The 23,885-nt window shown below is 69.9% G+C and carries 22 protein-coding genes and 1 pseudogene; 17 read left to right on the top strand and 6 right to left on the bottom strand.

The genetic code is table 11. The annotated features are described in order from the left end of the window. Positions 1–77: 77 nt before the first annotated feature. From OG798_RS13790 to OG798_RS13730, 13 genes and pseudogenes are all read left to right on the top strand, one after another. Positions 78–284 (top strand): annotated as a pseudogene (locus tag OG798_RS13790) (SUMF1/EgtB/PvdO family nonheme iron enzyme); the annotation flags it as partial. A 25-nt stretch (positions 285–309) separates the two neighbouring features. Continuing rightward, positions 310–855 (top strand): hypothetical protein, encoded by a 546-nt coding sequence (locus OG798_RS13785; RefSeq protein ID WP_054233941.1) that lies wholly within the window; start codon positions 310–312, stop codon positions 853–855. Positions 856–1,290: 435 nt separating this feature from the next. After that, positions 1,291–2,214: a pyridoxal 5'-phosphate synthase lyase subunit PdxS gene (gene pdxS, locus OG798_RS13780; RefSeq protein WP_054233942.1), complete on the top strand. Its 924-nt coding sequence runs from the start codon at positions 1,291–1,293 to the stop codon at positions 2,212–2,214. Positions 2,215–2,253: 39 nt separating this feature from the next. Next, entirely contained in the window at positions 2,254–2,862 is a 609-nt protein-coding gene (gene pdxT, locus OG798_RS13775) for a pyridoxal 5'-phosphate synthase glutaminase subunit PdxT (RefSeq protein ID WP_261686302.1), read from the top strand. 74 nt (positions 2,863–2,936) lie between these two features. Then, on the top strand, positions 2,937–3,689 hold the full coding sequence (locus OG798_RS13770) for a YebC/PmpR family DNA-binding transcriptional regulator (protein WP_054233944.1): 753 nt from the start codon (positions 2,937–2,939) through the stop codon (positions 3,687–3,689). A gap of 198 nt (positions 3,690–3,887) precedes the next feature. Beyond that, on the top strand, positions 3,888–4,469 hold the full coding sequence (ruvC, locus tag OG798_RS13765) for a crossover junction endodeoxyribonuclease RuvC (RefSeq protein WP_060902372.1): 582 nt from the start codon (positions 3,888–3,890) through the stop codon (positions 4,467–4,469). Then, on the top strand, positions 4,466–5,074 hold the full coding sequence (gene ruvA / locus OG798_RS13760; RefSeq protein WP_328757085.1) for a Holliday junction branch migration protein RuvA: 609 nt from the start codon (positions 4,466–4,468) through the stop codon (positions 5,072–5,074). Before ruvC ends, ruvA begins: the two co-directional genes overlap by 4 nt. Positions 5,075–5,194: 120 nt before the next feature. Beyond that, positions 5,195–6,265 carry a Holliday junction branch migration DNA helicase RuvB gene (gene ruvB, locus OG798_RS13755; RefSeq protein ID WP_095855771.1) on the top strand — a complete coding sequence of 357 codons (1,071 nt, stop codon included), beginning with the start codon at positions 5,195–5,197 and terminating at the stop codon, positions 6,263–6,265. Positions 6,266–6,429: 164 nt separating this feature from the next. Further along, entirely contained in the window at positions 6,430–6,942 is a 513-nt protein-coding gene (gene yajC, locus OG798_RS13750) for a preprotein translocase subunit YajC (protein ID WP_095855772.1), read from the top strand. A 139-nt stretch (positions 6,943–7,081) separates the two neighbouring features. Next, positions 7,082–8,863: a protein translocase subunit SecD gene (gene secD, locus OG798_RS13745; RefSeq protein WP_121416711.1), complete on the top strand. Its 1,782-nt coding sequence runs from the start codon at positions 7,082–7,084 to the stop codon at positions 8,861–8,863. Between the two features lies 1 nt (position 8,864). Continuing rightward, positions 8,865–9,980, top strand: coding sequence for a protein translocase subunit SecF (secF, locus tag OG798_RS13740; RefSeq protein WP_095855774.1), 1,116 nt, complete (start codon positions 8,865–8,867; stop codon positions 9,978–9,980). Then, entirely contained in the window at positions 9,977–10,525 is a 549-nt protein-coding gene (locus OG798_RS13735; RefSeq protein WP_121416712.1) for an adenine phosphoribosyltransferase, read from the top strand. The genes secF and OG798_RS13735 overlap by 4 nt, the downstream gene beginning before the upstream one ends. A gap of 230 nt (positions 10,526–10,755) precedes the next feature. After that, entirely contained in the window at positions 10,756–13,293 is a 2,538-nt protein-coding gene (locus OG798_RS13730) for a RelA/SpoT family protein (protein WP_121416713.1), read from the top strand. A gap of 103 nt (positions 13,294–13,396) precedes the next feature. On the opposite strand, the gene OG798_RS13725 is transcribed toward OG798_RS13730, so the two are convergent. Both OG798_RS13725 and OG798_RS13720 read right to left on the bottom strand, forming a co-directional pair. Next, the gene (locus tag OG798_RS13725) at positions 13,397–14,626 is read right to left on the bottom strand and encodes a DUF349 domain-containing protein (protein WP_095855777.1); all 1,230 of its coding nucleotides are present in this window, start codon (positions 14,624–14,626) and stop codon (positions 13,397–13,399) included. 135 nt (positions 14,627–14,761) lie between these two features. Then, positions 14,762–15,601 (bottom strand): peptidylprolyl isomerase, encoded by an 840-nt coding sequence (locus tag OG798_RS13720; RefSeq protein WP_267061303.1) that lies wholly within the window; start codon positions 15,599–15,601, stop codon positions 14,762–14,764. A 180-nt stretch (positions 15,602–15,781) separates the two neighbouring features. On the opposite strand from OG798_RS13720, the gene OG798_RS13715 reads away from it, so the two are divergent. Continuing rightward, on the top strand, positions 15,782–16,498 hold the full coding sequence (locus OG798_RS13715; RefSeq protein WP_121416715.1) for an MBL fold metallo-hydrolase: 717 nt from the start codon (positions 15,782–15,784) through the stop codon (positions 16,496–16,498). Positions 16,499–16,510: 12 nt separating this feature from the next. Then, a complete protein-coding gene (gene hisS / locus OG798_RS13710) occupies positions 16,511–17,773 on the top strand; it encodes a histidine--tRNA ligase (RefSeq protein ID WP_095855780.1) in 1,263 nt (420 codons plus the stop codon). A gap of 206 nt (positions 17,774–17,979) precedes the next feature. On the opposite strand, the gene OG798_RS13705 is transcribed toward hisS, so the two are convergent. From OG798_RS13705 to OG798_RS13690, 4 genes are read right to left on the bottom strand one after another with little or no spacing between them, the layout of a single operon-like run. After that, complete coding sequence (locus OG798_RS13705; RefSeq protein ID WP_121416716.1) at positions 17,980–18,603, bottom strand: response regulator; 624 nt, start codon at positions 18,601–18,603, stop codon at positions 17,980–17,982. After that, positions 18,600–19,805: a sensor histidine kinase gene (locus OG798_RS13700; RefSeq protein WP_095855782.1), complete on the bottom strand. Its 1,206-nt coding sequence runs from the start codon at positions 19,803–19,805 to the stop codon at positions 18,600–18,602. The genes OG798_RS13705 and OG798_RS13700 overlap by 4 nt, the downstream gene beginning before the upstream one ends. Beyond that, positions 19,802–20,647: an ABC transporter permease gene (locus tag OG798_RS13695; RefSeq protein WP_095855783.1), complete on the bottom strand. Its 846-nt coding sequence runs from the start codon at positions 20,645–20,647 to the stop codon at positions 19,802–19,804. Before OG798_RS13695 ends, OG798_RS13700 begins: the two co-directional genes overlap by 4 nt. After that, positions 20,644–21,510, bottom strand: coding sequence for an ABC transporter ATP-binding protein (locus tag OG798_RS13690; protein ID WP_267061301.1), 867 nt, complete (start codon positions 21,508–21,510; stop codon positions 20,644–20,646). The genes OG798_RS13695 and OG798_RS13690 overlap by 4 nt, the downstream gene beginning before the upstream one ends. Before the next feature lie 139 nt (positions 21,511–21,649). On the opposite strand from OG798_RS13690, the gene OG798_RS13685 reads away from it, so the two are divergent. Both OG798_RS13685 and OG798_RS13680 read left to right on the top strand, forming a co-directional pair. Continuing rightward, complete coding sequence (locus tag OG798_RS13685; RefSeq protein ID WP_067365965.1) at positions 21,650–22,282, top strand: vitamin K epoxide reductase family protein; 633 nt, start codon at positions 21,650–21,652, stop codon at positions 22,280–22,282. Positions 22,283–22,326: 44 nt separating this feature from the next. Then, positions 22,327–23,682, top strand: a complete 1,356-nt coding sequence (locus tag OG798_RS13680) for a replication-associated recombination protein A (RefSeq protein WP_097227675.1) — start codon at positions 22,327–22,329, stop codon at positions 23,680–23,682. The last annotated feature ends 203 nt before the right edge of the window (positions 23,683–23,885 follow it).

Raw genomic sequence — 23,885 nt, 5'->3', positions numbered from 1 at the left:
CGTCGACGCCGGGCGGGGGAGAGGCGTGCTGGGCACCCGCGCGCGGGGAGGCCGGTTCGCACGGGAGGCCGGTTCACGCGGAGAGGTCGGTTCACACGGAGAGGTCGGTTCGCTCTTCCAACTCTCCGTCTGCCGGGCGGCCGTTGGACTCCTACGAGCCCAACGGCTTCGGCCTGTACAACACTTCGGGCAACGTGTGGGAGTGGTGCGCGGACGCCTTCACCGCGCCCTCCGGGACTTCGGCCGGCGGTTTCCGTTGCGCGTGGGACGTGAGGGAGGGGTGAGCACACCCGGGTAGCCTTGCCGCCCGTGACCGCAACCCTCATCTGGATCCTCGTCGGCCTCGTCGCGATCGGCCTCTACCTGAGCTGGACCGCGGGGCGTCTCGACCGGCTGCACGCCCGGATCGACGCCGCCCGTGCCGCGCTCGACGCGCAGTTGTTGCGCCGTGCCTCGGTCGCCCAGGAGTTGGCGACCTCCGGGGTGCTCGATCCCGCCGCCTCGATCGTGCTCTACGAGGCCGCGCATGCCGCGCGGCAGGCGGAGGAGGAGCAGCGCGAGGTGGCCGAGAGCGACCTCAGCCAGGCCCTGCGGGCCGTCTTCGGAGAGGTGCAGCAGGTGGAGGCGGTGCGGGAGGCGCCTGGTGGGGACGCGGCGGCGACCGAGCTGGCGCAGGCGGTGCGGCGGGTGCCGATGGCTCGGCGGTTCCACAACGACGCGGTACGTGCCGCCCGCGCTCTTCGTCGTCACCGCAAGGTCCGCTGGTTCCGCCTCGCCGGTCACGCGCCCTTCCCCATGGCCTTCGAAATGGACGACGAGCCGCCCACCGCACTGGCGGACCGCCCCACTACCTGACGACGGGGGTTGCTCTCGCCCGCGGGTGGGTGTTGCCGCAGGGCGTCGCCGCGGATCCCCGCCTGCGCGTTGCCTTTTGGCAGACGGCCGGTGGGGGCTGGTCGCGCAGTTCCCCGCGCCCCTGAGGCGGGGGCTGCGCCCCGCGTCCCCCGCCCGCCCGGTTGGTTTGGCTGCGGGTCCGGTGGGGGCTGGTCGCGCAGTTTCCCCGCGCCCCTGAAGGGGCGCTGCGCGCATCTTCAGCCCGTCCGGCGTTTGAGGACGAGGCCGTTCAGGCCGATGCGGGGGGCTGGGGGCGGCAGCCCCCAGGGACGGGACGGGTAGGGGCGGCGGGGGCGAAAAGGATCCACCGGCTCCCCATTGGCCCTTGCTGTGGACTGGTCCACTCACGTTTCCTCGGTGCTGCAGAAACCCTCTTTCACCGAGTGAGGTCAACCCGTGTCCAGCACGCTCTCCAACACCGCCCAGCCCGCCGAGAACACCGCAACCGGCACCGCCCGCGTCAAGCGCGGAATGGCCGAGCAGCTCAAGGGCGGCGTGATCATGGACGTGGTCAACGCCGAGCAGGCGAAGATCGCCGAGGACGCCGGCGCCGTGGCCGTCATGGCCCTGGAGCGGGTGCCCGCCGACATCCGCAAGGACGGCGGCGTGGCCCGTATGTCGGACCCGAACATGATCGAGGAGATCATCGACGCGGTCTCCATCCCCGTCATGGCCAAGTCCCGCATCGGCCACTTCGTCGAGGCCCAGGTCCTCCAGTCCCTCGGTGTCGACTACATCGACGAGTCCGAGGTCCTCACCCCGGCCGACGAGGTCAACCACTCCGACAAGTGGGCCTTCACGACCCCCTTCGTCTGCGGTGCGACCAACCTGGGCGAGGCCCTGCGCCGCATCGCCGAGGGCGCCGCCATGATCCGCTCCAAGGGTGAGGCCGGCACCGGCAACGTCGTCGAGGCCGTCCGTCACCTGCGCCAGATCAAGAACGAGATCGCCCGTCTGCGCGGCTTCGACAACAACGAGCTGTACGCCGCCGCCAAGGACCTGCGCGCCCCGTACGAGCTGGTCAAGGAGGTCGCCGAGCTCGGCAAGCTCCCGGTCGTGCTGTTCTCCGCCGGTGGTGTCGCGACCCCCGCCGACGCGGCTCTCATGCGTCAGCTCGGCGCCGAGGGCGTCTTCGTGGGCTCCGGCATCTTCAAGTCCGGCGACCCGGCCAAGCGCGCCGCCGCCATCGTGAAGGCGACCACCTTCTACGACGACCCGAAGATCATCGCGGACGCCTCCCGCAACCTGGGCGAGGCCATGGTCGGCATCAACTGCGACACCCTCCCCGAGACCGAGCGCTACGCCAACCGCGGCTGGTAAGAGACCGGACCGACGAGACCGGACAAAGGCATCACGTACATGACTGACGTACCTGTCATAGGCGTCCTGGCTCTCCAGGGCGACGTACGGGAGCACCTCATCGCCCTGGCCGCGGCCGACGCCGTGGCCAGGCCGGTGCGGCGTCCCGAGGAGCTCGCCGAGGTGGACGGCCTGGTCATCCCCGGCGGCGAGTCCACCACCATCTCCAAGCTGGCCGTCCTGTTCGGATTGATGGAGCCCCTCCGCGCGCGCGTGCGCGCAGGCATGCCCGTCTACGGCACCTGCGCCGGCATGATCATGCTCGCCGACAAGATCCTCGACCCGCGCTCGGGCCAGGAGACGATCGGCGGCATCGACATGATCGTGCGCCGCAACGCCTTCGGACGTCAGAACGAGTCCTTCGAAGCGGCGGTCGACGTCCGGGGCGTCGAGGGCGATCCTGTAGAGGGCGTCTTCATCCGCGCCCCCTGGGTCGAGTCCGTGGGAGCCGCGGCCGAAGTGCTCGCCGAGCACGAGGGTCACATCGTCGCCGTACGTCAGGGAACCGCGCTCGCCACGTCGTTCCACCCGGAACTGACCGGTGACCACCGCGTGCACGGCCTGTTCGTCGACATGGTGCGCGCGAACCGGATACCGGAGTCCTTGTAGGATCTGGGGGTCCCCCAGATCCTCAAGGTCTGGGGGAGTTCGTACAGGATGGGTTACGCGAAGGAGACAGGCAGATGTCCGGCCACTCTAAATGGGCTACGACGAAGCACAAGAAGGCCGTGATCGACGCCAAGCGCGGCAAGCTCTTCGCGAAGATGATCAAGAATATCGAAGTCGCGGCCCGCACCGGTGGCGCCGACCCGGGCGGCAACCCGACGCTGTTCGACGCCATCCAGAAGGCCAAGAAGAGCTCGGTCCCGAACAAGAACATCGACTCCGCGGTCAAGCGCGGCGCCGGTCTCGAGGCCGGTGGCGCCGACTACGAGACGATCATGTACGAGGGTTACGGGCCGAACGGTGTCGCGGTGCTCATCGAGTGCCTCACCGACAACCGCAACCGCGCCGCCTCGGACGTCCGCGTCGCCATGACGCGCAACGGCGGCAACATGGCCGACCCGGGCTCCGTCTCGTACCTCTTCAACCGCAAGGGCGTCGTCATCGTCCCCAAGGGCGAGCTGACCGAGGACGACGTCCTGGGTGCCGTGCTCGACGCGGGTGCCGAAGAGGTCAACGACCTGGGCGAGTCCTTCGAGGTCATCTCCGAGGCCACCGACCTGGTCGCGGTCCGCACGGCCCTCCAGGACGCCGGCGTCGACTACGACTCCGCCGAGGCCAACTTCGTCCCGACCATGCAGGTCGAGCTCGACGAAGAGGGCGCCCGGAAGATCTTCAAGCTGATCGACGCCCTGGAGGACAGCGACGACGTGCAGAACGTCTTCGCCAACTTCGACGTGAGCGACGACGTGATGGCCAAGGTCGACGCCTGAGCTGCCAAGGATTCACTTCGGCGGGCCCGCGGGACACGTCCTGCCGGCCCGCCGTCGTTGTCAGTGGCAGCGGTTAGCCTGTCGAGGACGGATGATGATCGCAGTCCCTCGGACCGCAACCATCGATTGAGGAACCACGACGGCGATCGGCCACTTCCGCGAGAGCGGCGGCGGCTTGGCCGCAAAGGGGGGTTTGGGGTGCGGGTGCTGGGCGTTGACCCGGGGCTGACCCGATGCGGTGTCGGGGTGGTCGAAGGAGTCGCGGGCCGACCCCTGACCATGCGCGGCGTCGGGGTCGTACGCACTCCGGCGGACGCCGAGTTGGGCCTGCGCCTCGTCGCCATCGAGCAGGGCATCGAGCAGTGGCTCGACGAGTACGAGCCCGAAGTCGTCGCCGTGGAGCGGGTGTTCAGCCAGCACAATGTGCGGACGGTGATGGGCACGGCCCAGGCAAGCGCCGTCGCCATGCTCTGCGCCGCGCGCCGCGGCCTGACGGTCGCCCTGCACACCCCGAGCGAGGTCAAGGCCGCCGTCACCGGCAGCGGACGCGCGGACAAGGCCCAGGTGGGTGCCATGGTCACCAGGCTGCTCAGGCTCGACGCGCCGCCCAAACCCGCCGACGCGGCGGACGCCCTCGCCCTGGCCATCTGTCACATCTGGCGCGCCCCCGCGCAGAACCGACTCCAGCAGGCCGTCGCGCAGAACCGGCTCCAGCAAGCCGCCGCCCTGCACGCGTCGAAACCCGCATCGCACCACGCTTCGAAAGGCCGTACCGCATGATCGCCTTCGTCAGCGGCCCGGTCGCCGCCCTCGCCCCGGACTCCGCGGTCGTCGAGGTCGGCGGCATCGGCATCGCCGTCCAGTGCTCGCCCAACACGCTCTCCGGGCTCCGGATGGGACAGCAGACCAAGCTCGCCACCTCCCTCGTCGTGCGCGAGGACTCCCTGACGCTGTACGGCTTCGCGGACGACGACGAGCGCGGAACCTTCGAGCTGCTCCAGACCGCCAGCGGTGTCGGCCCCCGCCTCGCCCAGGCCATGCTCGCCACGCACTCGCCCGACGCCCTGCGCCGCGCGATCGCCACGGGTGACGAGAAGACGCTCACGGCCGTACCCGGCATCGGCAAGAGGGGAGCTCAGAAGCTCCTGCTGGAGCTCAAGGACCGGCTCGGCGAGCTCCTCGGCACGAGCACCGGCATCGGCGCCCCGGTCAGCACCGGCTGGCGCGACCAGCTGCACGCCGCGCTGATCGGCCTCGGGTACGCCACGCGCGAGGCCGACGAGGCCGTCTCCGCCGTCGCCCCGCAGGCCGAGGCCGCCGAGGGCACACCCCAGGTGGGCCAGCTGCTCAAGGCCGCCCTCCAGACCCTCAACCGCGCCCGCTGAACCACCGGCCGCCCGACCACCAGACCGCGAGGCACCCATGCGCGCTGTGTCTTCCCGGGGAGCACCCCCGGACCCCCGGCCGGATGACACAGCCGACATGCCACGGCTAGGAGAACTTCAGTGAACTGGGACCACACGACCGACGAGAGCGACGCCGAGCGGCTCGTCGGCGCGTCCGCCGACCGTGAGGACCAGGCCGTCGAGGCGGCCCTGCGCCCCAAGGACCTGGACGAGTTCATCGGCCAGGAAAAGGTCCGCGAGCAGCTCGACCTCGTCCTGCGCGCCGCCCGCGCGCGCGGCGCCACCGCCGACCACGTGCTGCTCTCCGGCGCCCCCGGCCTCGGCAAGACCACCCTCTCGATGATCATCGCCGCCGAGATGGGCGCCCCCATCCGCATCACCAGCGGCCCCGCCATCCAGCACGCCGGTGACCTGGCGGCGATCCTCTCCTCGCTCCAGGAGGGCGAGGTGCTGTTCCTCGACGAGATCCACCGCATGTCCCGGCCCGCCGAGGAGATGCTCTACATGGCGATGGAGGACTTCCGCGTCGACGTGATCGTCGGCAAGGGCCCCGGCGCCACCGCGATCCCACTGGAGCTGCCGCCGTTCACGCTGGTCGGCGCCACCACGCGCGCGGGTCTGCTGCCACCCCCGCTGCGCGACCGCTTCGGCTTCACCGCGCACATGGAGTTCTACGAGCCCGCGGAGCTCCAGCGCGTCATCCACCGTTCCGCGCATCTCCTCGACGTGGAGATCGGCTCGGAAGGCGCCGCCGAGATCGCGGGGCGCTCCCGCGGCACGCCCCGTATCGCCAACCGTCTGCTGCGCCGCGTCCGGGACTACGCGCAGGTCAAGGCGGACGGGATCATCACGCGCGAGATCGCCGGGGCCGCGCTCAAGGTCTACGAGGTCGACGCCCGTGGCCTCGACCGGCTCGACCGCGGTGTTCTGGAGGCCCTGCTCAAGCTGTTCGGCGGCGGCCCGGTCGGTCTGTCCACGCTCGCGGTCGCGGTGGGGGAGGAGCGTGAGACCGTCGAGGAGGTCGCCGAGCCCTTCCTCGTACGGGAGGGACTGCTCGCCCGTACACCGCGCGGCCGGGTGGCGACCCCGGCCGCATGGGCCCATCTCGGTCTGACGCCGCCGCGCCAGTCAACGGGGGGAAACGGACAAGGGGACCTGTTCGGGGCGTGACGGCGTGCGCACTCGCGGGGTCAGGAACCCCGGTGCCATGCTGAGCGTTGTTCCCTGAGTGCGGACTCGCTTAGACTCCGCCGATGCCGCCCTTGTCGACGGCATACATACCCCCATCCAGCAGGCCGCTCACCAATCGCGGTCGAAGAAGGAAGTTCCGACCCGTGAGTCTCGTGACCCTCCTCCCGTTCATCGTGCTCATCGGGGCCATGTTCCTGATGACCCGGTCGGCCAAGAAGAAGCAGCAGCAGGCCGCTTCCATGCGCAATGAGATGCAGCCCGGCTCCGGCGTGCGCACGATCGGTGGCATGTACGCCACTGTCAAGGAGGTCAACGAGGACTCGGTCCTCCTTGACGCCGGCCCGGGCGTCGACCTGCTGTTTGCGAAGAACGCGATCGGCGCGGTGCTCTCCGACGACGAGTACAACCGCATCGTCCACGGCGCCGAGCACGACCTGGATGCGGACGGGTCGGTCGTCCCCGACGACGCCTCCTCCCTCACCGAGACCGACGAGCCCGCCGCCGACGCCTCTTCCGACGCCTCCGACGACAAGCCCCTCGACCTCAGCAAGAAGGACGCGGCCGCCGAGCCGTCCGACAAGCCCGCCGAGGCGAAGGCCGACGAGGCCGACGAAGCAGAGCCGAAGAAGACCGACGGCGAGTCCGACGCGAAGTAGTCACGCCCCGGGGACGCGGCGCGATCCGTTCGCGCTCCGCACCTCCGGGACCTGCGTTTTCGCACGGAATCCCGACACCATGTCATGGCCGCCCCCGCGCTGACCCCGCGCACGGCGGCCCGAGAGGGAGTACGAGAAGGTGGCAGCACCGAAGAAGGGCCGGAGCGCGAGCGCCCAGAGCAGGCCGGGGCGCTCGCTGGCCTTCATCCTGATCGCCATCGCGGCGCTCACGGGGGGGATGTTCCTCTCCGGGCATCCCACCCCGCGTCTCGGCATCGACCTCGCCGGCGGCACGAGCATCACGCTCACGGCGAAGAACGAGCCGGGCCAGCCGAACGCGATCAACAAGACCAACATGAACACCGCGGTCGACATCATGAACCGCCGTGTCAACGGTCTCGGCGTTTCTGAGGCCGAGGTGCAGACCCAGGGATCCGACAACATCATTGTCAACATCCCCAAGGGCACGAATTCCAAGGAAGCCCGGGCCCAGGTCGGCACCACCGCGCAGCTCTACTTCCGCCCGGTCCTGGCCACCGAGGTCTCCGGTTCGGCCGCGTCGGCCAGCCCGTCCCCCAGCGCTTCGAGCAGCTCCTCCTCGAAGGCCACGGACAAGGCCACCGACAAGGCGACCTCGTCGAGCTCCGCGAGCCCGACGGCCTCCGCCACGTCCCAGGGCCGCGCGGTCACCGACGCCCTGAAGGCCGACTCCACGCCGTCCGCGAGCAGCTCCGCGAGCTCCTCGGCCAGCCCCTCGGCCTCCTCCAGCGCCTCGCCGTCGGCGAGCAGCAGCGCGAGCGCCAGTGCCGCGGCCACCAAGCTCCAGGCTCAGTACGCCGCGCTCGACTGCACCGACGAGGCGCAGCGCGCCAAGGCCGGCGAAGGCTCCAAGGCCACCGACCCCACCGTGGCCTGTGGCAAGAACTCCTCGGGCCAGTGGCAGAAGTACGTCCTCGGCCCCGCCGAGGTCAAGGGCACGGACATCAAGAGCGCCGCGGCGGTCTTCGACACCCAGAGCGCGGCGGGCTGGAAGGTCACCATGGAGTTCACCTCCGGTGGCTCCAAGAAGTTCGCCGACATCACCGGCAAGCTCGCGAAGAACCAGTCCCCGCAGAACCAGTTCGCGATCGTCCTCGACGGTGATGTCGTCTCCGACCCGTTCGTCCAGCAGGCGCTGACCGGCGGCAGTGCGGAGATTTCCGGCAGCTTCGACCAGACCGAGGCGCAGAGCCTGGCGAACATGCTGAAGTACGGCGCGCTGCCGCTCACCTTCAAGGAGTCGAGCGTCACCACGGTGACCGCCGCGCTCGGCGGCGAGCAGCTGCACGCCGGTCTGATCGCGGGCGCCATCGGCCTCGGCCTGGTCGTCATCTACCTGGTGGTCTACTACCGGGGCCTGTCGATCATCGCCATCCCCTCCCTGCTGGTCTCGGGCGCCCTCACCTACGTGATCATGGCGCTGCTCGGCCCCACCATCGGCTTCGCACTGAACCTGCCTGCGGTCTGTGGTGCGATCGTCGCGATCGGCATCACAGCGGACTCGTTCATCGTGTTCTTCGAGCGCATCCGGGACGAGATCCGCGAGGGCCGCTCCCTGCGCCCGGCCGTCGAGCGTGCCTGGCCGCGCGCCCGGCGCACCATCCTGGTCTCCGACTTCGTGTCGTTCCTCGCCGCCGCGGTGCTCTTCATCGTCACCGTCGGCAAGGTCCAGGGCTTCGCGTTCACGCTCGGTCTGACCACGGTGCTCGACGTGGTCGTCGTGTTCTTCTTCACCAAGCCGCTGATGACGCTCCTCGCCCGCCGGAAGTTCTACGCGAGCGGCCACAAGTGGTCCGGCCTCGACCCCAAGGCCCTGGGCGCCAAACCACCACTGCGCCGTACGCGCCGTCCCTCCGCCCCCGTCGACCCGAAGGAGGCGTGAGATGTCGAAACTCGGCACCCTCGGCGCCCGGCTCCACCGCGGCGAGATCGGCTACGACTTCGTCGGCAAGCGCAAGATCTGGTACGGCATCTCGATCCTGATCACCATCACGGCCATCCTCGGCCTGACGGTGCGCGGCCTGAACATGGGCATCGAGTTCCAGGGCGGCGCCGTCTTCACCACCGAGAAGACCAGCGTCTCGGTGTCCCAGGCCGAGACGTACGCGCAGGAGGCGTCCGGCCACGACGCGGTCGTCCAGAAGCTCGGCAACGGTGGTCTGCGCATCCAGATCGCCGGCATCGACACGGACAAGTCCGACAAGATCAAGGACGAGCTCGCCAAGGACCTGAACGTCAACTCGGAGAAGATCAACGCCGACCTGGTCGGCCCCAGTTGGGGTGAGCAGATCGCCAACAAGGCCTGGGAGGGCCTGGCGATCTTCATGGTCCTCGTCGTGATCTACCTGGCGATCGCCTTCGAGTGGCGCATGGCCGTGGCCGCGCTCGTCGCCCTGATCCACGACATCACCATCACGGTCGGCATCTACGCCCTGGTCGGCTTCGAGGTCACCCCGGGCACCGTGATCGGTCTGCTCACCATCCTCGGTTACTCGCTGTACGACACGGTCGTCGTCTTCGACAGCCTCAAGGAGCAGACGAAGGACATCACCAAGCAGACCCGCTACACGTACAGCGAGATCGCCGACCGCTCGATCAACGGCACCCTGGTCCGTTCGATCAACACCACGGTCGTCGCGCTGCTGCCGGTCGCGGGCCTGCTGTTCATCGGTGGCGGTGTGCTCGGCGCGGGCATGCTCAACGACATCTCGCTGTCGCTGTTCGTCGGCCTCGCGGCCGGTGCGTACTCCTCGATCTTCATCGCCACGCCGCTCGTCGCCGACCTCAAGGAGCGCGAGCCGCAGATGAAGGCCCTCAGGAAGCGCGTCCTCGCCAAGCGGGCCCAGGCCGCCGCGAAGGGCGAGCCCCTGGAGTCCGAGGTCACCGAGGTGATGCTGGACGACGAGCCGGAGGACGACGGGCCCATGGTCGTCGGCCCGCGCAACCAGCCCGCGTCCCGCAACCGCGGTCGCGGCCGACCCTCGGGGAAGCGCCGATGACCGAGCTCACGGACATCACGACGCTGCTGCTCAGCCGTATCCGCGACGTGGCCGACTACCCGGAGCCGGGTGTGATGTTCAAGGACATCACCCCGCTCCTGGCGGACCCGGCGGCCTTCACGGCGCTCACCGACGCCCTGGCGGAGATCGCCGTGCGCGCCGAGGCCACGAAGATCGTCGGTCTGGAGGCCCGTGGCTTCATCCTCGGCGCCCCGGTCTCCGTCCGCGCCGGGATCGGCTTCATCCCCGTACGCAAGGCGGGCAAGCTCCCCGGAGCGACCCTGTCGCAGGCGTACGACCTGGAGTACGGCTCGGCCGAGATCGAGATACACGCCGAGGACCTGAGCGCGGCCGACCGCGTCCTGGTCGTCGACGACGTCCTCGCCACCGGCGGCACCGCCGAGGCCTCGCTCCAGCTCATCCGCCGGGCGGGCGCCGAGGTCGCGGGCGTCGCCGTGCTCATGGAGCTCGGGTTCCTCGGCGGCCGCGGCCGTCTGGAGCCGGCTCTCGCGGGCGCTCCGCTGGAGGCGCTCCTCAAGATCTGAGGGCCGCGTTCGCGACACCTGGGGGAAAGCCCCCGGGAAAGGCCTGGGAAGGCCCTGAGACACCCGTAGGACAGCGTGGAGGCGGGCCCGGAGGAATCCGGAGCCCGCCTCTCGCGTTCTTCCTGTACGAGGCCGTCCCAGCGGCCGAAAGCGAGCCCGGCGCCCAGGATCGCTACCATGGGGTTTCCGGAGCCTGACCGGGGGACCCGGAACGCGCACGAGGAGCCCTCTTGCCAGACGAGGCCCAGCCACTCACCGCCGCCAAGCCCGAGCCTGCCTCGGCCCCTGCGGCGAAGCCCGCCAAGAACGCCACGAGCGGGCCGGTCGAGCACGCCCAGTCCGCGCCTGACGACAAGGCGGCCGAGCAGCCACGCCCCAAGCCGGCCCCTTCCGAGCGCCCCGCGAAGACTCCGGCGGTCCGTTCCGCGGCCGCCCCGTCCGGCCGCCCCAGCTCCTCCTCCAACCGCGTCCGCGCCCGCCTGGCCCGGCTCGGCGTGCAGCGCTCGAACCCGTACAACCCGGTCCTGGAGCCGTTGCTGCGGATAGTGCGCAGCAACGACCCGAAGATCGAGACGTCGACGCTGCGGCAGATCGAGAAGGCCTACCAGGTCGCCGAGCGCTGGCACCGCGGTCAGAAGCGCAAGAGCGGCGACCCGTACATCACGCACCCGCTCGCCGTCACGACGATCCTCGCCGAGCTGGGCATGGACCCCGCCACGCTGATGGCCGGCCTCCTGCACGACACCGTCGAGGACACCGAGTACGGCCTGGACACGCTCAGGCGCGACTTCGGCGACCAGGTCGGCCTGCTCGTCGACGGCGTCACCAAGCTCGACAAGGTCAAGTTCGGCGAGGCCGCGCAGGCCGAGACCGTCCGCAAGATGGTCGTCGCCATGGCCAAGGACCCCCGCGTCCTGGTCATCAAGCTCGCCGACCGCCTGCACAACATGCGCACCATGCGCTACCTCAAGCGCGAGAAGCAGGAGAAGAAGGCGCGCGAGACCCTGGAGATCTACGCGCCGCTCGCCCACCGCCTGGGCATGAACACCATCAAGTGGGAGCTGGAGGACCTCGCGTTCGCGATCCTCTACCCCAAGATGTACGACGAGATCGTGCGCCTGGTCGCCGAGCGCGCCCCCAAGCGCGACGAATACCTCGCCATAGTGACCGACGAGGTCCAGGGCGACCTGCGCGCCGCCCGCATCAAGGCGACGGTGACCGGCCGCCCGAAGCACTACTACTCCGTCTACCAGAAGATGATCGTACGAGGCCGTGATTTCGCGGAGATCTACGACCTGGTGGGCATCCGCGTCCTCGTGGACACCGTCCGCGACTGCTACGCGGCCCTCGGCACCGTGCACGCGCGATGGAACCCGGTCCCCGGCCGGTTCAAGGACTACATCGCGATGCCCAAGTTCAACATGTACCAGTCGCTGCACACGACGGTCATCGGGCCCAACGGCAAGCCGGTCGAACTCCAGATCCGCACGTTCGACATGCACCGCCGTGCCGAGTACGGCATCGCCGCGCACTGGAAGTACAAGCAGGAGACCGTCGCCGGTTCCTCCAAGATCCGTACGGACGTGCCCCGGGCGGCCAAGGGCAGCGCGGGTCAGGACACCGTCAACGACATGGCGTGGCTGCGCCAGTTGCTCGACTGGCAGAAGGAGACCGAGGACCCGAGCGAGTTCCTGGAGTCCCTGCGCTTCGACCTGTCCCGCAACGAGGTCTTCGTCTTCACGCCCAAGGGTGACGTCATAGCGCTCCCGGCCGGCGCGACACCGGTGGACTTCGCGTACGCGGTCCACACGGAGGTCGGCCACCGGACGATAGGCGCACGGGTCAACGGACGCCTCGTCCCGCTCGAATCCACCCTGGACAACGGCGACTTGGTGGAGGTCTTCACCTCCAAGGCGGCCGGTGCGGGCCCCTCCCGCGACTGGCTGGGCTTCGTGAAGTCCCCGCGCGCCCGCAACAAGATCCGCGCCTGGTTCTCCAAGGAGCGCCGCGACGAGGCGATCGAGCAGGGCAAGGACGCCATCGCCCGGGCGATGCGCAAGCAGAACCTGCCGATCCAGCGCATCCTCACCGGCGACTCCCTGGTCACCCTCGCGCACGAGATGCGCTACCCCGACATCTCCTCGCTGTACGCGGCGATCGGCGAGGGCCATGTCACCGCGCAGAGCGTCGTGCAGAAGCTGGTGCAGGCCCTCGGCGGCGAGGAGGCGGCCACCGAGGAGATCGACGAGAGCGTTCCGCCCGCGCGCGGGCGTGGCCGCAAGCGCCGCTCGAACGCCGACCCCGGTGTCGTCGTCAAGGGCGTCGAGGACGTGTGGGTCAAGCTCGCCCGCTGTTGTACGCCCGTCCCCGGCGACCCGATCATCGGCTTCGTCACCCGCGGCAGCGGCGTATCGGTGCACCGCAGCGACTGCGTCAACGTCGACTCGCTCTCCCGCGAGCCCGAGCGCATCCTCGAGGTCGAGTGGGCACCCACCCAGTCCTCGGTCTTCCTGGTGGCCATCCAGGTCGAGGCCCTGGACCGCTCCCGGCTCCTGTCGGACGTCACCCGCGTCCTGTCCGACCAGCACGTCAACATCCTGTCCGCGGCCGTCCAGACGTCCCGCGACCGCGTCGCCACCTCTCGCTTCACCTTCGAGATGGGCGACCCCAAGCACCTGGGGCACGTCCTGAAGGCGGTCAGGGGCGTGGAGGGCGTGTACGACGTGTACCGGGTGACCTCGGCGCGCAGGCCCTCCGACGGGTCCTGACCTCCCTGGCCCGTCAACGGGCCACTACGTAGAGGGGCTCCCGTACGAACCGTACGGGAGCCCCTCTACGTAGTGGCGGGAAAACCCAGCCGCCTCGGCAGCCTCAGCCGCCGAACTCCTGGAGACCCTTCAACGCCTGGTCCAGCAGCGCCTGACGGCCATCGAGCTCCTTCTGGAGCTTGTCGGCCCGCGAAGCGTTGCCAGCGGCGCGCGCCGTCTCGATCTGGCCCTGGAGCTTGTCCACGGCGGCCTGCAGCTGACCGGTCAGACCCTCCGCACGCGCGCGTGCCTCCGGGTTGGTCCGGCGCCACTCGGCCTCCTCGGACTCCTGCAGAGCCCGCTCCACCGCGTGCATCCGGCCCTCGACCTTCGGGCGGGCGTCGCGGGGCACGTGGCCGATGGCCTCCCAGCGCTCGTTGATGGAACGGAAGGCAGCGCGGGCGGCCTTCAGATCCTGCACCGGGACGAGCTTCTCGGCCTCCTCGGCCAGCTCCTCCTTGAGCTTCAGGTTCTCCGACTGCTCGGCGTCCCGCTCGGCGAAGACCGAGCTGCGCGCCGCGAAGAACACGTCCTGGGCGCCGCGGAAGCGGTTCCACAGGTCGTCCTCGTGCTCACGCTGCGCGCGGCCCGCGGACTTCCAGTCCGCCATCAGCTCGCGGTAACGCGCCGCCGTCGGACCCCAGTCCGTGGAGGCGGACAGCGACTCGGCCTCCGCGACCAGCTTCTCCTTGGTCTTGCGGGCGTCCTCGCGCTGCGCGTCCAGCGAGGCGAAGTGCGCCTTGCGGCGCTTGGAGAACGCCGAGCGCGCGTGCGAGAAGCGGTGCCACAGCTCGTCGTCCGACTTGCGGTCGAGTCGCGGCAGCCCCTTCCAGGTGTCCACCAGGGAGCGCAGCCGCTCACCGGCCGCCCGCCACTGGTCGCTCTGCGCCAGCTCCTCCGCCTCGACGACCAGCGCCTCCTTGGAGTGCCGCGCCTCGTCGGACTGCTTCGCACGCTGGACCTTGCGCTCCTCACGGCGCGCGTCGACCGTCTCGACGAGCTTGTCCAGCCGCTTCTTCAGCGCCTGCAGATCGCCGACCGCGTGGTGGGCGTCCACCTGTTCGCGAATATGGTCGATCGCGATCTGGGCGTCCTTCGCCGACAGGTCGGTGGTTTTCACTCGTCGCTCGAGGAGGCCGATCTCGACAACCAGGCCTTCGTACTTGCGCTCGAAGTAGGCCAGCGCCTCATCAGGGGAGCCGGCCTGCCAGGAACCGACGACCTGCTCGCCATCGGCCGTACGCACGTACACGGTCCCCGTCTCGTCGACGCGGCCCCACGGGTCGCTGCTCACAGCGCCTCCTCCACATGATGCCTGCGAGGGGCTTCAGGGCCCCTGGGCATCGTCCACAGTTTCGTCACGGCCAACATAGGCGACCAGCCCGGCGGCTGTCCGCATCCAGCGCGACCGAAATTTCGCAGTTGACGGTCAGGATTTCGTCACGGTCAGCTTGTTGACCACGACCGTCGCGTTGGGCGCCCCGTCGCCCTGGCCTGTGCTCTCTCCGGCCGCGGCGATCTTCTTGAGAACCGTGAGGCCGGACTTGGAAATAGTTCCGAACGGTGTGTAGTCGGCCGGTAGCTGACTGTCCTGGTAGACGAGGAAGAACTGGCTGCCACCCGTGTTGCGTCCCTGCTGCGTCTGGGCGTTGTACTGGTTCGCCATCGCAAGGGTGCCCGCCGGGTAGATGCCGCCCTTGAGGCTGGTGTCCTTCAGGTTCTCGTCCGGGATCGTGTACCCGGGACCGCCGCTGCCGGTGCCCTTCGGGTCACCGCACTGCAGCACGTAGATGCCGTTCGTGGTGAGCCGGTGGCACTTGGTGTGGTCGAAGAACCCCTTGCCCGCGAGGAAGTCGAACGAGTTCACCGTGTGCGGGGCCGCGGCCGTCTTCAGCGCGACGTCGATGTCGCCGCAGGTCGTCGCCAGCTTCATCGTGTAGTCCGCCGACTTGTCGATGGTCATCGCCGGCTCCGTCTTCCAGCTCAGCGACTTCACCGCGCCTTCGGCGGGCTTGGCGCACGGGTCCGGCGCCTTGCTGGTCGGGGAGGCGCTCGGCGTGACCTCCGCGCCCGCGTTGGCCTTCTTGCCGTCGTCCTTGAAGACCCCGGTCGCGTACGACACCACACTGCCGACGACGATCACGCCGAGGACCGACGCGACCACCGTATTGCGCATGTGTGACTTGCGCCGCGCGGCCGTACGCCGCTGCTGCTGCCGCAAGAACTTCTCCCGGGCGAGCTGACGCCGCCGCTGTTCCTGGGTGACCACCGGGTTATCTCCTCATGCGTCTCGTACGTCAAGTGGGACGCGTGCGTCTTGTGAGCCGACCGCCTGCGTGTGCCCCGTACCGTATATGGGTTAGCTGAGGAATCGGCAGCGCCGGTAGGCTCTGATCCACAGCCACCCACCCCGTACGGCATCACGCGTACGCCACCACGAAGGACGATCGTGCTCATTGCCGGGTTCCCCGCCGGGGCCTGGGGCACCAACTGTTACCTGGTCGCCCCCGCCGCCGGTGAGGAGTGCGTGATCATCGACCCGGGCCATCAGGCCGCCCAGGGAGTCGAGGACGCACTCAAGAAGCATCGGCTCAAGCCCGTCGCCGTCGTCCTCACCCATGGCCACATCGACCACGTGGCCTCGGTCGTGCCCGTCTGCGGTGCCCACGACGTACCGGCCTGGATCCACCCCGACGACCGGTACATGATGAGCGACCCGGAGCGGGCGCTCGGCCGCTCCATCGGCATGCCGCTGATGGGCGAGCTGACCGTGGGGGAGCCGGACGACGTGCGGACGCTCACCGACGGCACGCGGCTGGAGCTGGCCGGTCTGGAGCTGTCCGTCGCGCACGCGCCCGGCCATACGAAGGGGTCGGTGACCTTCCAGATGCCCGAGACGGCGGACATTCCGTCGGTCTTCTTCTCGGGCGATCTGCTCTTCGCCGGCTCCATCGGACGCACCGACCTGCCCGGCGGTGACATGGACGAGATGCTCGGCTCGCTGGCCCGTGTGTGCCTGCCGCTCGACGACTCGACCGTGGTGCTGTCCGGCCACGGCCCCCAGACGACCATCGGCCAGGAGCGAGCCACCAACCCGTATCTGCGGCAGGTGGCGGCGGACCGCCAAGCGCGCGGCGCCGAACCCGCTCCCCGACGAGGAATGTGACGAGAGACTTTCGTGAGCACCTTCAAGGCCCCCAAGGGCACGTACGACCTGATCCCGCCCGAGAGCGCCAAGTACCTCGCCGTGCGCGAGGCGATCGCCGCGCCGCTGCGCAACTCCGGCTACGGCTACATCGAGACGCCCGGCTTCGAGAACGTCGAGCTCTTCGCGCGCGGTGTCGGTGAGTCCACCGACATCGTGACCAAGGAGATGTACGCCTTCGAGACCAAGGGCGGCGACCAGCTCGCCCTGCGCCCCGAGGGCACGGCCTCCGTACTGCGCGCCGCGCTGGAGGCCAACCTGCACAAGGCCGGCAACCTCCCCGTCAAGCTCTGGTACTCGGGCTCCTACTACCGCTACGAGCGTCCCCAGAAGGGCCGTTACCGCCACTTCTCGCAGGTCGGCGCCGAGGCGATCGGTGCGGAGGACCCGGCGCTCGACGCCGAGCTGATCATCCTGGCGGACCAGGCGTACCGGTCGCTGGGGCTGCGGGACTTCCGCATCCTGCTGAACTCGCTGGGCGACCAGGAGTGCCGTCCGGTGTACCGGGCCGCCCTGCAGGACTTCCTGCGCGGCCTCGACCTGGACGAGGACACGCTGCGCCGTGCCGAGATCAACCCCCTCCGGGTCCTCGACGACAAGCGCGACGACGTGCAGAAGCAGCTGGTGGGCGCGCCGTTGCTCCGTGACTACCTCTGCGACGCGTGCAAGGCGTACCACGAGGAGGTGCGCGAGCTGATCACGGAGGCGGGGGTTGCCTTCGAGGACGACCCGAAGCTGGTGCGCGGCCTGGACTACTACACGCGGACCACCTTCGAGTTCGTCCACGACGGTCTGGGCTCCCAGTCCGCGGTGGGCGGCGGCGGGCGCTACGACGGCCTGTCCGAGATGCTCGGCGGGCCCGCGCTGCCCTCGGTGGGCTGGGCGCTCGGTGTCGACCGCACGGTGCTCGCCCTGGAGGCGGAGGGTGTTTCGCTCGAACTCCCCGCGGCCACGAGCGTGTTCGCCGTTCCGCTCGGTGAGGAGGCCCGTCGGGTGCTCTTCGCCAAGGTGACCGAGCTGCGCAAGCTCGGTGTCGCCGCCGACTTCTCCTACGGGGCCAAGGGGCTCAAGGGGGCGATGAAGAACGCGAACCGGTCGGGGGCGCGGTACACGGTCGTCGCCGGTGAGCGGGATCTCGCCGAGGGTGTGGTGCAGCTCAAGGACATGGAGTCCGGTGAGCAGGTGGCGGTCGGGGTGAACGAGATCGTGGCGGAGCTCGAGACGCGACTGGGCTGAGGACCGGGTTTCTCGCCCCCGCCGCCCCTACCCTCCCCCAAGCTCTCGGCTTCGCTCGAGCAGGGGGGACCCCCATCATCCCTTCCTGGGGGCTCCGCCCCCAGACCCCCGGGTGGGTTCTTCGGGTGCGGGTGGGTGGGGGCTGGTCGCGCAGTTCCCCGCGCCCCTTGGGCCGGGCTGCGCCCCGGAAAGCCTCGGGGTCGGCGTCAGTCCAGTAGGCCGGAGCGCATCGCGCTCGTCACCGCCGCGGTTCGGTCGTCCACCCCCAGTTTGGTGAAGGCCCGCAGCAGGTGGGTCTTCACGGTGGACTCGCCGATGAACAGGCGGCGCCCGATCTCGGCGTTCGTGCAGCCCTCCGCCACCAGCCGCAGCACCGCCGTCTCACGCTCGGACAACCTCGGCCGCTCCGGCTTCGTACGGAGCTGGTCGACGAGTCGGGCGGCGACGGACGGGGCCAGCACGGTCTCGCCGCGCGCGGCGGAGCGGACGGCGTCGGCGAGTTCGGCGCGAGGGAGGTCCTTCAGGAGATAGCCCGCGGCTCCGGCCTCGACCGCCCGCAGAATGTCCCGGTCCGTCTCGTACGTCGTCAGCACGATGACCCGGCAGCCCAACCCCGCCTCGGTCATCCGCACGATCGAGTCGACACCCCCGCCCCCCGGCATCCGCAGGTCCATCAGGACGATGTCCGGCCGGAGTTCGGCCGCCAGCGCCTCCGCCTGCGGGCCGCTCGACGCGTCGGCGATCACATCGAGGTCGGGCTCGGCACTGAGCATCGCGCGCAGCCCTTCCCGTACGACGGGATGGTCGTCGGCCAGCACGATGCGGATCACGAGTCACTCCTTGGAACGGGCAGACAGACGGTGATGGTCGTGCCCTCGCCGGGCGCGCTGCGCACACGGGCCCTGCCGCCCACTTCCGCGGCCCGGGCACGCAACCCGGTCAGACCGTAACCGCCGACCGGCGCGCCGGGGTCGAAGCCGGGGCCGTCGTCCCGTACGGAGAGCGTCAGCGAATCGTGGGCGTACGTCAGGGCGACCGCGATCGTCGACGAACTCCCCGCGTGTTTGCGGGCGTTGGCGAGCGCTTCCTGGCAGGAACGCAGGACCACGACCTCGGGCCCGGCGGGCAGCGCGCGCACGGGGCCGGTGACGTCGACCGTCGCCTCGTGGCGCGCGGCCAGCCGGCGCAGCGCGTCGGGCAGCGAGGCCCCGTCGAGATCGGCGGGCGCGCCCCCGGCGACCAGGGCCCGCGCCTCGGCGAGGTTCTGCCGGGCCGTCTCCGCCATCAGGGACAGGTGGCGGCGGGCCTGCGGGACGTCGTGGTCGAGTTCGGCCTCGACCGCCTGCACCAGCATCAGCAGGCTCGTGAAGCCCTGCGCGAGCGTGTCGTGGATCTCCCGGGAGAGCCGTTCCCGCTCGGCCAGCGCGCCGTGCGCCGACGAGAGCCGGGAGAGCTCGTGGCGACTGGCGTCCAGTTCGGCGATCAGCTCGGCCCGTTCCTGGCTCTGCTCGATGATGCGGATGATCCAGCTGCCGACAGCCGCCGAGAAGACGAGGGTGACCACGGCGAAGAGCGAGTTGAAGAAGACGTCCTGGTCGCTCGGCCACCACAGCAGCGCCCAACCCACCACCGGCGCGATGTTGATGACCGTCACGGCCGTCAGCGCCCAGCGCAGGCGCAGCGCGATGAAGCACTGGGGGACGAGCGCGAAGGTCATCAGCCGGGTCTCACCGACGAGGATCCCCGACGGCAGGAACAGCACGATCGTCCCCGCGAGATAGCCGAGGGCCCGACGTTCGTCGGGCGGGTCGCCGCCGAGGACGGGGCGCCCCACCATCACGTACCAGGGAATCAGCGCCACCAACAGCGCCGCCGAGACGAGGCGCAGGTGCCACCCCGGATGCCCCGTGCCGAGCACGAACACCAGGGTGGCCACGCACACGAGGGCGAAGTACGAGTCCCAGAGCCGGAAGGAGCGGTCCCAGGTGTACGAGCTCATCGTGCCGCCCGGTCCGGCGATCCGTTCGGTCATCCGGCGCGGCGGTTCTTCCAGCGGAAGGTCAGCAGACACAGCAGCAATCCTCCGACGCACCAGGCCCCCAGCACCAGGGCGATCCGCCCGAACTCCCAGCCGCCCGCCTGTTCCAGGACCTTCGCCGACTCGGGCAGGAACACCCCGCGCAGCCCCTGGCACATCCACTTCAGCGGGAACAGGGCGCCGATGTTCAGCATCCAGTCGGGGATCGTGTCGATGGCGATGTAGACCCCGGAGATGAACTGCAGCACGAGGAAGGGGAGTACGACGACGGACGTGGCGCTCTTGCCGGACTTCGGCACCGAGCTGATCGCGATGCCGAGCAGGGCGCAGGCCGTCAGGCCCAGGACGAAGATCCAGGCGAAGTCGGCCCACTTGGCGGGATCCGAGGGCAGCTTCACGTCGTACAGCGACGTGCCGACGACGAGCAGGATCGCCGTCTCCATGAGGCCGGTGACCAGGACCAGCCAGATCTTGCCCAGGAAGTACGCGGCCGGTGGCATCGGAGTGCCGCGCAGCCGCCGCAGCACCTTCTCGTCCCGCTCGATCGCGATGGAGATGCCGAGGGACTGGAAGCTGGTGGACATGATGCCCGCGGCCATCATCGCGGGGACGTACAGCTGGGAGGCGGTGATGCCCGCGCCCCGCACGTCGTCGCTGAAGATCGACGCGAAGAGGAACAGGAAGACGACGGGGAAGGCGAAGGTGAACACCACCTGGTCGCGCTGACGGAAGAACTGCTTGATCTCCAGGGCGCCCCGTCGCAGGCCGAGGCCCCAGGCTCCGGGCAGTCGCACGGAGGAGGCCTCCCCGCGTACGCGTACGGTCGTCAGGGTCATCGCGCGTTCTCCTGTCCGGTCAGGCGGAGATAGACGTCCTCCAGGGTCGGGCGGGTCATGCTCAGTCCGGGTATCTCGCCGTCGAAGCGGCGGGTGAGCTCCGCGACCGTGCGCGTGGGGGTGTCCGTGCGCTCGCTGCGCGTCGTGCCGTCGGCCTCCGTCCACTCGACGGTCGCCTCGGTCCCGAAGCGTTCGCGGAGCGCGGCGGGTTCGCCTTCCGCGACGACGCGGCCCCGCGCGACGACCGCGAGCCGGTGCGCCAGCGCCTCCGCCTCCTCCAGGTAGTGCGTGGTGAGCAGGATGGTCGTGCCCTCGTCGGCCAGTTTCCGGATCAGGTCCCAGAACTGGCGGCGGGCGGCCGGGTCGAAGCCGGTCGTCGGTTCGTCCAGGAGCAGCAGCTCGGGGCCGCCGATCACCCCGAGCGCCACGTCCAGACGCCTGCGCTGGCCGCCCGAGAGCGCCTTGATGCGGCTGCCCGCCTTCGCCTCAAGACCGACGAGCCCGATGACCTCCTCGGGGTCGCGGGGCCGCGGGTAGTAGCGGGCGAAGTGCCGTACGGTCTCGTCGACCGTCAACTCCGCGGGCGCCGATTCGTCCTGCCAGACGATGCCGACCCGCGAGCGCCACGCGCGTGTGCCCGTCGCCGGGTCCGCGCCGAGCACGGACACCTCGCCCGCGTCCCGCCCGCGGTTGCCCTGGAGGATCTCCACCGTGGTGCTCTTGCCCGCGCCATTGGGTCCGAGCAGGCCGAACACCTCGCCGCGGCGGATGCCGAGGTCGATGCCGTCGACGGCGGTCACGTCTCCGTACTGCTTGCGCAGCCCCCGCACGTCCACCGCGAGTTCGTTCGCGTGTGTTGTCATGCCGACGAGCCTGCCGCCGAAACGAACGTTCCGGGACGACCGTGCGTACCTCCTTATGTCCATCGAACGGTGGACACACACGTGGGTGCGGCACAATGTCGGTTGCCCGCAGGCCCTTCGAGACTACGGAAACGGCGTGATGAGCAAGACGACGACAGTCATCTCCATCGACCAGGAACGCGCGGCCGGTCCCCGGACGGTCGGCGGCAGCCGTGCGCTCGCCCTGTTGCTGGTGATCACCGGTGCGGCCGGTCTGCTCGCCGCGTGGGTCATCACGATCGACAAGTTCAAGCTGCTGGAGAACCCGAACTTCGTGCCGGGGTGCAGCCTGAACCCGGTCGTCTCCTGCGGCAACATCATGAAGAGCAAGCAGGCCGCGGCCTTCGGGTTCCCCAACCCGATGCTCGGCCTGGTGGCGTACGGCATCGTGATCTGCGTCGGGATGAGCCTGCTCGCGCGGGCCACCTACCCGCGCTGGTACTGGCTGACCTTCAACGCCGGCACCCTCTTCGGTGTCGGATTCTGCACCTGGCTGCAGTTCCAGTCGCTGTACCGGATCAACTCGCTGTGCCTGTGGTGCTCGCTGGCCTGGGTCGCCACGATCATCATGTTCTGGTACGTGACCTCGTCGAACATCCGCAACGACTTCCTGCCCGCCCCGCGCTGGCTCAAGAGCTTCTTCGGCGAGTTCACCTGGGTCCTGCCCGTCGTGCACATCGGGATCATCGGGATGCTGATCCTGACCCGCTGGTGGGACTTCTGGACCAGCTGACAGCCCTGCGGGGATTGTCAGTGGCGTGACATAGGGTTTTGGACGTGGAGCCCGACCTGTTCACCGCCGCAGCAGAAGCACGCCAGGAGAAGGACCCGTCCAGCAGCCCCCTGGCCGTACGGATGCGCCCGCGTACCCTCGACGAGGTCGTGGGCCAGCAGCATCTGCTGAAGCCGGGCTCACCCCTGCGCAGACTCGTCGGCGAGGGGAACGGCGGTCCGGCCGGACCGTCCTCGGTGATCCTCTGGGGCCCGCCCGGCACCGGCAAGACGACCCTCGCGTACGTCGTCTCCAAGGCCACCAACAAGCGCTTCGTGGAGCTCTCCGCGATCACCGCGGGCGTCAAGGAGGTCCGCGCGGTCATCGACGGCGCCCGCCGCGCCACCGGCGGCTTCGGCAAGGAGACCGTCCTCTTCCTGGACGAGATCCACCGCTTCAGCAAGGCCCAGCAGGACTCCCTGCTCCCGGCCGTCGAGAACCGCTGGGTGACGCTGATCGCCGCCACGACCGAGAACCCGTACTTCTCGGTGATCTCCCCGCTCCTGTCCCGCTCCCTCCTCCTCACCCTCGAACCGCTCACCGACGACGACCTGCGCGGCCTGCTGCGCCGGGCCCTCACCGACGAGCGCGGCCTCAAGGAGGCCGTCACCCTCCCCGAGGACACCGAGCGGCACCTGCTGCGCATCGCCGGGGGAGACGCCCGGCGCGCCCTGACCGCCCTGGAGGCCGCCGCCGGCGCGGCGCTCGACAAGGGCGAGCCGGAGATCACCCTCCAGACCCTGGAGGAGACCGTCGACCGCGCCGCCGTGACGTACGACCGCGACGGCGACCAGCACTACGACGTGGCGAGCGCCCTCATCAAGTCCATCCGCGGCTCCGACGTGGACGCCGCGCTGCACTACCTGGCCCGGATGATCGAGGCGGGCGAGGACCCCCGCTTCATCGCCCGCCGCCTGATGATCTCCGCCAGCGAGGACATCGGCCTCGCCGACCCGAACGCGCTGCCGATAGCCGTGGCCGCCGCCCAGGCCGTCGCCATGATCGGCTTCCCCGAGGCCGCGCTGACCCTCAGCCACGCCACCATCGCCCTCGCCCTGGCCCCGAAGTCCAACGCCGCGACCATGGCCATCGGCGCCGCGATGGAGGACGTACGCAAGGGGCACGCGGGCCCGGTGCCGATGCATCTGCGCGACGGGCACTACAAGGGCGCGGCCAAGCTCGGGCACGCCCAGGGGTATGTGTATCCGCACGACCTGCCCGAGGGCATCGCCGCCCAGCAGTACGCCCCCGAAGAGCTCAGGGACCGGGAGTACTACACACCGACCCGGCACGGCGCCGAGGCGCGCTACGCGGACGCGGTGGAGTGGACCAGGAAGCACCTCGGTAGAGGGCGGTCCTGACCACCCTGTAACATGACGCGAAGCGCTGCGTCCCGTGTCCGGCTCCGGTCGGCACCACCAGAACGGGACATCCAGCCGGAGCCCCTGCCGTCACGGAGGGATTCCAGGAGCGTCGCGCACCGTCGAAGGTGTCGCGGGCAGCCCACCACCACCCGGTCTCCGGGAACGGTCGGTGGGCCACTCGCGTGCTGCACGTATGTGCC

Source organism: Streptomyces sp. NBC_00271, assembly GCF_036178845.1.
In the GTDB taxonomy this organism is placed as follows: Bacteria; Actinomycetota; Actinomycetes; order Streptomycetales; family Streptomycetaceae; genus Streptomyces.
The sequence above is the reverse complement of the archived record's forward strand: the minus strand, read 5'-3'. Positions and strand labels throughout refer to the sequence as shown.